Source organism: Milkweed yellows phytoplasma str. MW1, assembly GCF_000309485.1.
In the GTDB taxonomy this organism is placed as follows: Bacteria; Bacillota_I; Bacilli_A; order Acholeplasmatales; family Acholeplasmataceae; genus Phytoplasma.
In genome coordinates, this window is sequence record NZ_AKIL01000134.1 from 1 (window position 1) to 9,302 (window position 9,302).

The 9,302-nt window shown below is 26.7% G+C and carries 7 protein-coding genes; 2 read left to right on the plus strand and 5 right to left on the minus strand.

Translation table 11 applies throughout. From position 1 onward, the window contains the following. The first annotated feature begins 134 nt into the window (after nt 1–134). Nucleotides 135–3,026, plus strand: coding sequence for a trypsin-like peptidase domain-containing protein (locus RI76_RS02355; protein WP_017192546.1), 2,892 nt, complete (start codon nt 135–137; stop codon nt 3,024–3,026). A 314-nt stretch (nt 3,027–3,340) separates the two neighbouring features. Further along, entirely contained in the window at nt 3,341–4,270 is a 930-nt protein-coding gene (locus tag RI76_RS02360) for a hypothetical protein (protein WP_017192547.1), read from the plus strand. A 65-nt stretch (nt 4,271–4,335) separates the two neighbouring features. On the opposite strand, the gene RI76_RS02365 is transcribed toward RI76_RS02360, so the two are convergent. The 5 genes from RI76_RS02365 to RI76_RS03120 all read right to left on the minus strand — a co-directional run. Further along, the gene (locus tag RI76_RS02365; protein WP_017192548.1) at nt 4,336–4,677 is read right to left on the minus strand and encodes a holo-ACP synthase; all 342 of its coding nucleotides are present in this window, start codon (nt 4,675–4,677) and stop codon (nt 4,336–4,338) included. 26 nt (nt 4,678–4,703) lie between these two features. Next, the gene (ligA, locus tag RI76_RS02370) at nt 4,704–6,701 is read right to left on the minus strand and encodes an NAD-dependent DNA ligase LigA (RefSeq protein ID WP_017192549.1); all 1,998 of its coding nucleotides are present in this window, start codon (nt 6,699–6,701) and stop codon (nt 4,704–4,706) included. Between the two features lie 151 nt (nt 6,702–6,852). Further along, entirely contained in the window at nt 6,853–7,305 is a 453-nt protein-coding gene (smpB, locus tag RI76_RS02375) for an SsrA-binding protein SmpB (RefSeq protein ID WP_017192550.1), read from the minus strand. Between the two features lie 171 nt (nt 7,306–7,476). Then, on the minus strand, nt 7,477–8,007 hold the full coding sequence (locus RI76_RS02380) for an inorganic diphosphatase (RefSeq protein ID WP_026072059.1): 531 nt from the start codon (nt 8,005–8,007) through the stop codon (nt 7,477–7,479). Nucleotides 8,008–8,081: 74 nt separating this feature from the next. Further along, the coding region (locus tag RI76_RS03120) for a hypothetical protein (protein WP_036343889.1) at nt 8,082–9,302 on the minus strand (1,221 nt) is incomplete at its 5' end.

A 9,302-nucleotide genomic window follows, 5' to 3' on the forward strand; every position in this document is an offset into this window, starting at 1 on the left:
ATAAGTCTCTTTTTTCTCAGACAAAAAATAGTATATAATATAGTTAAGACCTTAAAAAACAATTCTATTTATTTATTTTATAAAGCTAAATATATCATAATATTAAAAGAAGGTAGAAAAAATAAAATAAATTTATGTACGTGAATAAAATACCCAAAAAATACTTATTCATTTCTTTTTTTATCTTTTTATTGGCCGGTTTTTTTTATTACCGTATGTTTTTTAACTTGGAAACACAACCAAACCTTTTTCATTATAACAAAAATAATCAATTATTCAAGACAAACGATAACGATATGAAAAAGAAATGCGAAATTATTGAAAAAATTCACAAAAACATCCAAACTGTTTTCGAAAAAGAAAAAAACAAAGAAAAACCAGCTTCTTCTTATGAATTGAAAAGGCATAAATTCCACATTGGCGAAACAGTATACGCTTTTACCTTGGATACAAAAGAAAATATCAAGCCATTCCAAGAAGGCATCATAAGTGAAGATTACGACGAAAATAATACCCATTATTTGCCTATTTCTATTAAAGGTAAAAATAATAAAATTTTTTTCAACACCAAAGGTGAATTTATCGGCATTTCTTTGCCTGATAAAGAGAATAAAAATAACAAAACCGAAATTAACTATATTATCACTTCTAACAGTATGTATAATTTTTTAAAATGTATCATCCATACCATAACCATAGAGGAAGATGAAGAATTTTTCCAACAAGAAGATACTCATAATAAATTTTTTTTGCCAATCAAGATCAAAGAAAAAGGCCAAGAAGACAAAAAATTTAATATCTTCTTAGATCAAAACGGTCTTTTTTTAGGTTTAATTCATCAAAATTTTCCTGAAAAAGTTATCTCCTTTGAACAATATTTAACAAAATACTTAATTGATACTTATTGTTCGGCTTCTTTAAAAAATATTGAAAAACCACATCATACAGAATTGCCTACTGAAACCATTTCTCCTTTAGAAGATTCGTCTCTTTCTGAAAAAGAATCATTATCCGGCAAAATTCGTTCTTTATCGAAACTTAATTTTTTAATCAATTATAAAGATTTTCTAGGTTCTGGTTTTATTTGGGACATAGATAAAATTAAAGATGAATATACAGGGAAAATAAAATATAAATATTATCTTTTAACGAATCGCCACGTAATAGAACACGCACACAAAAACGAAATTATTCATATTTTTAACCACGAATTTAAACAGAAAACAGCTTCTGTATATAATTATATCGATAATAAGCGCGATACAGATGACATAGGTATTGTCACTTTTATTGATTCCGACCATGAATCATTTAAAAAAGTGGAAGATATTTTAAAAACAGCGAAACAACCTTTTCTCCAACAAGAACCATCTCTGCCCTTAAAAGAAGGGGAAGATATTTATAGTATAGGTTCTCAATTGATAAAAAACCCTAAAATACCTTTCACTTTCGTATACGAAAACGAAATACTACAAAATCAAGAAAATAATTATCCTTTTTTCGGTTCCAGATGGCCTTATGTCAATCCCATCTCTCAAAATCCTAGACAATATCCAGAAATTAATTTATTGAAAAAAGGTAGCATTATTTACCATAACGAAAAAGAAATTAATTTCAATATTCAAATCGATAGCGGCAATAGCGGAGGAATGGTATTTAACAATAAAGGTCAAATTATAGGGATGAATAGAAGCGTTCTTCAAGGTGATAAAACCACCGATAGTTTTTCCCAAGTGATCAATATGATCCACATTAACGAAAGATTTGAAGAAATGAAACAAAGACTTCAAGTAAATCCAACTTTTGAAGATAAAAATTACCAAATTATTTTTCAAAATAAAATAAAGAAATTTCAAAATAAATTTAAAGACAACAAACCTAGCAAAATAAATTTTTTTGTTCAAGATTTATTGCTCTTGGATCAAAAACCAATCGTTATTTCTTCCTCTTCTCAAGAGAAGACAAAAAACACGAACAAATTTTTGATTTATTTAGTCGGCAATTACGATTATAAAGAGGAAATCTTTTTCATGGACCCTCATCAAGAAGATTTAGAAATTCACTTAAACAAAATAGATGGCAAAAAGGGATATGAAAACTTAGAATTAATTATACACAAACGCAATAAAGAAAATAAACAAATCTCCGCAACTTACACACGTAAATTTAATAACTATGATTTATATAAAGGCGATAACTCTTTTTTATCTTTAGAATTAAAAAATGCCCCAAAAAAAGAAAAGATAGATTTATCAGATAAGATCAAAAATTCTTTAATCGTTTGGCATAAAGGTAACGGTCAAAACGGTAATGGCGTTATTCTTCATCAACAAAGATTAGCCAATAATAAATTTTTATATTACGTTTTATCTAATTGCAATAATGACTATGAATTTGAAGATCAAAAATACGAAAAGATGGATAATTGGATCAATAATTTTATCAATATTTTTTCAGATGAAATTAATATTATTACCTCTACTCCTGATGAAGGCAAAAGAAAAGAAAAAGGACATTTACAAAGTTTTCTTTTTGATAAAAATAATTTAATTTTATTAACTTTTGAATCTGATTATAATTATCCTATTGCAGAAATGACCAAAATTTCAGATTTAAAAATAGGCCAAGAAGCGTATTATCTATTCAATTCAGATAATAAAGTTAATTTTCCCCAATTTTTCAAAAGCAAAGTTGGCAGTCTGAAAGGAAATTCGGCTTTATTTGATTCTGTTTTCAACTTAAAACATAAAAAGAAAACATTAAATTTTCTTTTTTTTGATAAAGATAATCGTTTTATCGGGATCAATGATGTTGTCAGCGACAATTTCAACACTCCACTTCACTTTATAAAAACTTCTAATATCAAAGAGAAAAGTGTGGTTGAATTATTCCGTTATCAAAAATTAAAAAATAATGCTAACCAAATTTTTTCAATTATTTTCTTAAATATTATCCTTTTTATTGTCATTATCTTTTTACCTAATGATGACAACAAAAAAAATAAATGGAAAAAAATCCATATTTAATCTTGGTTTCTATTAGCTAAATCTCCAAAAATAAAACCTTCCCCAAATTCATCTAAAGGTTATACTAAAAATGAGTCCTCAGAGGTTTTCTTTTTTATTTTTATAAATCTTTTTATGTTATAATGCAAGCGGATAATATTTGCTTTTTAATATTGAACTTTGGAAAATAAAAATTCAAAAATGCTAATATAATCCATTTTAAACATCAAACTTAAATTAGAAAAGAGTTTAGAACAATAAACAATTATCATTATCACATATCACATCAAAAATCAATAAAAAAAATCTTTATTCTCCTTTTAACCCTTTTTCTTTTGGCTTTAATTAATAATAAGCTTCTTTTCGGGGCTAACAATAATTTAAAGAACGTTATTCCCATACGTCAAGAACTATTAAACAATAAAGAAATAGCAGAAAGAGAATTAGGGATTGCTAAAAAATTAAAACAACTAATTCAAAATCAAAAAGAAGATCATTCAGAATTTGATGGATTTATCGATAATTTAGAAAATCAACAAAATTCTCAAACAATTATCAGCAAATGGGCAGCTTGCGAAAAACAATACCAAACAGCAAAAACAGAAGCAGACATAACAGAACATGAAAAAGAAGAAGACAAAGAAGAAAAACCCTCTTTTGACGATTTATTAACTTCTTTCAACAATGTTAATGAAGAATTTAAAAAGATTATCACTCGACTCAAAAAATACAACACCAAATTAACCAAACAAAGAGTAGAAGAAAAACAAAAATCAGTCCAAGAATGGTTGTCATTAGTGGATCTATCTGCGGGAGATAACGAAGTCTTAATCGCTTTAAAAAAAGAGATTACTGACCAAATCCAAAATGATGAATCAGACAATAGCGCTTTATCTTTGATGAAAAAAGGTAACGATTTATTTGAAAGTTATGAAATAGAGGATAAAAATCCCTCTATGAATAATAAATTAGACCGCGCTAAAATTTATTTCGAAGATGCCTTACAAAAATATAATCAAATAAAAGAAAAATTAAAATCATTCATTGATTACACATTAGAAAAACCCCAAGAAAAAAACGCTCAATTAGAACGTTTAGAAAAAAACCAACAAGCCTTAGAAAAATGGAAAAACATTTTATTAATCCTGATTATCTTTCATTTGATTATATTCGCTTTATATATAATTTATCTTTCTTTTAAAACAAAAGAAAAGAAAACTTTTTTCCCTGAAAAACAGGAACCAAGTCTTAATATTGAAAAATAAATAAAAAAGAGCCTATAAAGCTCTTTTTTATTTATTTTTATTAAACGAATTCATATCATCAATTATCACATCAAAACAACAAAAGCGATAGCGTAATTATCTGTGTGCGAAATAGAAATCATGATTTTATTTTGATAAGGATCAATAACGCAGGGCAAACCATAATGCTCATGGTTTAAAATAGACCAATCAGAATAATTATGAGTTAAATCGCCTTTAGTGTAAGCTTTAAAAATAGCTTCCTTAGCGGCCCATCTTCCTGCGACATAACTATACTTTACCTCTTTATTATTGATAGTAGCATAATATTCGTGTTCTTTAAGAGATAAAACTCTATTAGCTATTTTATCCAATCCAACATCTTTTATTTTTTTTATTTCGACCAAATCCACACCAATATTTTTCATTTTATTATTTTTTACCTTTTTTCTTTTTATCTTTTGGATAACCTTTGTTCCAGTTCTTCTTCATTAATAATTTTAATTCCTAAAACGCGAGCTTTGACTAATTTAGAACCACTATCGTGACCACAAATTAAATAATCTATGTTTTTAGAAACAGAATTAACGATTAAAGCGCCTTTTTCTTCTAAAAGAGAAGATATTTCTTTGCGCGAATAATGTTTCAAACTACCTGTTAAAACAATTTTTTTACCTTTAAAGAAATTATCTTGAACTGTTGTTTTATTTTTATAATCGTTTTGAAATTGAAGATTATGTTGCATTAAAAGATTTATTTCTTCCCAATTTTGAGGTTTTTTAAAATAATCTCCGAGACTTTCAACAATTTTAATACCTACTTCAGGGATAGCCAATAAGTCCTCTTCAGTAGCTTCTTTTAAAGCATAGATGTTGTGATATTTTTGAACTAAAATTTTAGCAACCTTAATCCCAATATGTTTAATACCTAACGCGAACAAAAGCCTTTCAAAAGGTTGAGATTTGCTGATTTCTAAAGCTTTTAAAATATTGTTAACCTTTTTACTTTTAAAGCCTGGCAAGTCTTCTAATTGACTACGAAAAGAGTTTAAAGAGTATAAATCAGATATTTTTTTAACAAAACCTTTTTGAAAAAACAGAATTAAAGTTTTTTCTCCTAAAACATTAACATCCATCGCTTCTCGGGAAACAAAATGAATTATTTTTTTAATTTGTTTTTCTTCGCAAACTTCATTTAAACAAAAATAATCTACTTCATAAGCTTTTTTATCTAACTGCGTTTGACAAAAAGGACAATGAGTAATCATTTTAAAAGGAGTTTGATCGGTCCTTTTTTCTTGAATAATGTCAATAATTTCAGGAATAATAGAACCGGATTTATGTATTAAAACAGTATCCCCAATTCTAATGTCTTTTTTGTGAATATAATCATAATTATGCAAAGAAACTTTAGAAATAACACTACCACTAACCATAACCGGCAATAATTCCGCTACAGGAGTCACAGAACCAGTTCTACCCACTTGAAAGGTAATTTTTTTAACAATAGTTTCTCCTTGGGAAGAATTAAATTTATAAGCTATGGCCCATTTAGGGAATTTACTAGTATAACCAATAAGGGGATGAAGTTCTAATTGGTTGACTTTAACCACAACTCCGTCCGTATCATAAGGTAAAGTATCTTTTAATTTTTCATATCGATTAATATGAGTAATTAATGCTTCAAATGAATCTGCCACATAATAATAAGGATTAACAGAAAAACCCATTTCCTTTAAAAAGTCCAAAACCTCTTTTTGAGTTTTAACAAAAGCAGGCGGTTTGACGATATGATAGATAAAAGAAGACAAAATCCTTTGAGATACGGTATCAGAATTTAATAACCTAATTGTCCCTGAAGCGGCATTACGAGGGTTGGAAAAAGGAGGTTTATTATTTTTTACCTGTAAAGTGTTTAATTTTGCAAAATCATCATATTTAAAAAAAATTTCCCCTCTCACTTCTAAATAGATATCTTTTTGTAGTTTTAAAGGAATATTTTTAATGGTTTTAATGTTATCGATCACCGCTTCTCCTACCTGCCCGTTCCCTCTAGTAGTGGCTTGGACTAAAATACCTTTTTCATATTTTAAATTAATCGCCACTCCATCAATTTTCAATTCCGTAATAAAATGGGAATGACTGACTTTTTTAAAAACACGATGATAAAAGTCTTTTAACTCTTTAAAGTCAAAAACATTTTCTAAAGATAACATAGGCACTTCGTGAACGATTTTTTTAAATTTAGAATTAACAGCTCCGCCTATTTTAAAAGTAGGACTATAATTTAATCTATATTCAGGGTACTTTTTTTCCAAAGAAATCAATTCTTGCAAGGAAGCGTCATACTGTTGATCTGTTATTTCAGAAGTGTTTAAATTATAATAATCATAATTAGCTTTATTAATCAAGTCTGTTAAAAATTTAATTTTATTTACTATTTCTGTCTTCATTCTTTTCACCTTGCTTAAATTATAACATATTAACGCTATTTATCCTTAAGAACGTTAAAAAACGTTCTATATTTTATTTCCTTTTTAAAAGAAAAGACCTTAGAAAAGGTCTTTTAAAAAGGTAAAACAGAAATTATTTAAAAAGAAAAGATCAATATTCAGAATATTTTAAAGCTTTCTTAATTCTTAAATTATCATCTTTTTTCTTTAAATCAGCTCTTTTATCGTATTTTTTCTTACCTTGAGCTAAAGCGAACTCTAATTTAAAAAAGTTTTTAATTAAGAATAGTTTAATCGGAATAACGCTAAAATTTTTCAATTTAATTTTACTTTTTATTTGTAAAATTTCTTGCTTTTTCAACAAAAGCTTCTTTTTCCTATTTTCTTCAAAATCAAAATTATTACTAAAATCATATTTAGTGATTTTCATATTATAAACAAACAATTCATCGCCCACAAAATAAATGTAAGAACTATCTAAATTAACTTTGCCTAAACGGATAGATTTAACTTCGTTACCCAATAATTTAATTCCAGCACAATATTTTTTATCTAAGAAATAATCATAAGAAGTTTTTTTATTTAAAATGACAGTTGTTTTCATTGTTATTCGTCATCTCTTTCGTTATTTTATCAAATGCGAAATAAAAATAACATAAAAACAATTATAATCATTCATACATTTCAAAAAATAAATTTTAAAAATAAAAATTAGACATATCATTGGCGATAAGTCTTTTTGAAAAATAAGAAAACTACAACAATTAAAACAGTGTTATTTTTTAGTGATTTCTTGGTAAGCAACTAAAGAACGTTTAATAACTTTTTTAGCTTCTTGTTTTCCTTCTATTTTTTCTATAGAAACTGTTTTTTTGTCTAAATCTTTATAATGAAGTAAAAAATGTTCTATTTCGGCTACTAAAGGTTGAGGCAATTCTTTAATATCTTGGTACTGTTCCATTAAAGGATCTCTCACAGGAACAGCGATCAATTTTTCATCTAATTCTCCGTTATCAATCATGCGAATAACTCCGAGAGGACGACAATTCACTAAAACCATCGGATCTAAGGGCGCTTGGGATAAAACAAAAACATCCAGCGGATCGTTATCTTCGCAATAAGTTAAAGGGGCAAAACCATAATTAACAGGATAACAAAAAGACGTCGTCAAATAGCGGTCTAATGATAACAAGCCTGTTTCTTTATCAATTTCGTATTTTTTATTACTACCTTGAGGGATTTCGATTAAAACAACAAATTGGTCTTCAGTGATTCTCTTAGGATTAATATCGTTCATTATATTCATAATTTTCTCCGTTTAAAATTAAAAATTTATTTTATTTATTATTTTTTTGCACTATTCAAGATAATGTTGATTTTTTAAATGCGTGCGTTAAATAAAGATATCCCTTTAACAAACAAAGTTTTCTTTTTTAAAACGTTAATAGATAAATGATTAAAAAACATCTCTTTATTTTTCTGGATGCTAGAAATCATCACTTTATCGATAAATTGTAATTTTTCTGGTTCATTTTTTTCTTCGTTAAAAATTTCATATAAATAAAGATAAAAATTGTTTTCTGCGTCATTTTTTATTTTTAACAAAAAGCCAATAGTTTGATGTTGTGGTGCAAAAGATAAAGTCAGTTTCATTTCTTGTAAGGGTTTGATTTTTTTATTTTCCAAAGTAGAATGGATGGAAAATTTTTCTGGAACATATTTATAGCTTAAATTTTTAATCAAATGAAATAATAAATTTTTCTCCAAGGACTCAATATCAGTTGAAGTAGTGATTTTATCCAATAACTGTTCGATAGAAAGGTCTACTTCTTCAGAAATATTTTCGCCTTTAACGATTTCCATTAAATGTTGAACATAAATCACTAAATGTTTTTTTAAAGTATCTAAATCATTGTCTCTAAAATGTATTATTTCATGGATCAATTCTAACAAAGAATAACCTGTGTTTTTACAATTGCAAAACGAAATATTAACCGAATCGACCGCCTTTATTTCGTTCTTTTTAAAATAAAAACACCCTAAAGATGGTTCTTTCTTCAATAAACGATAAAAATCAACCGTTTCTAAAGCTATTCTATCGTATTTATCGTCAACAAACTCTTCTTTAATGCCGGAAAAATCAATCAAATCAAATAAAAGATTAACTTTAGGAATATGATGATCCACAAGGCCAAAACATAACTGTTTAAAGTTTAACCATTCTTGGAAAGAAATACAAGGAACTGTTTTAACTTGGGCTACATTATAAAAAAGCCTTATTTTTTTAGAAAACAAAGAACCAAAATCATGTTTCCATCCTATAAAAGAATGTTTTTTGGATGAATTTTTTTTATAATGATTTTCTAACAACGAAAAAGAAACATCAATCACAGCGGATTCATCAAATTTTTCTTGTTGCGAAATTATATCATCATCTGAAGATAAAGATTTTTTATCTATCATTTGTCTTGTTTTTTTTTCTTCTAAAATGTTTAATTCTATTTCTTCTTTTTTTTGGCTTTTTTCCATAGCATAAACAGAAAAAGAGTTAAAATAAAATAAAACTATCGAAATAAAAAATAATAAATTAATTTTTAACTC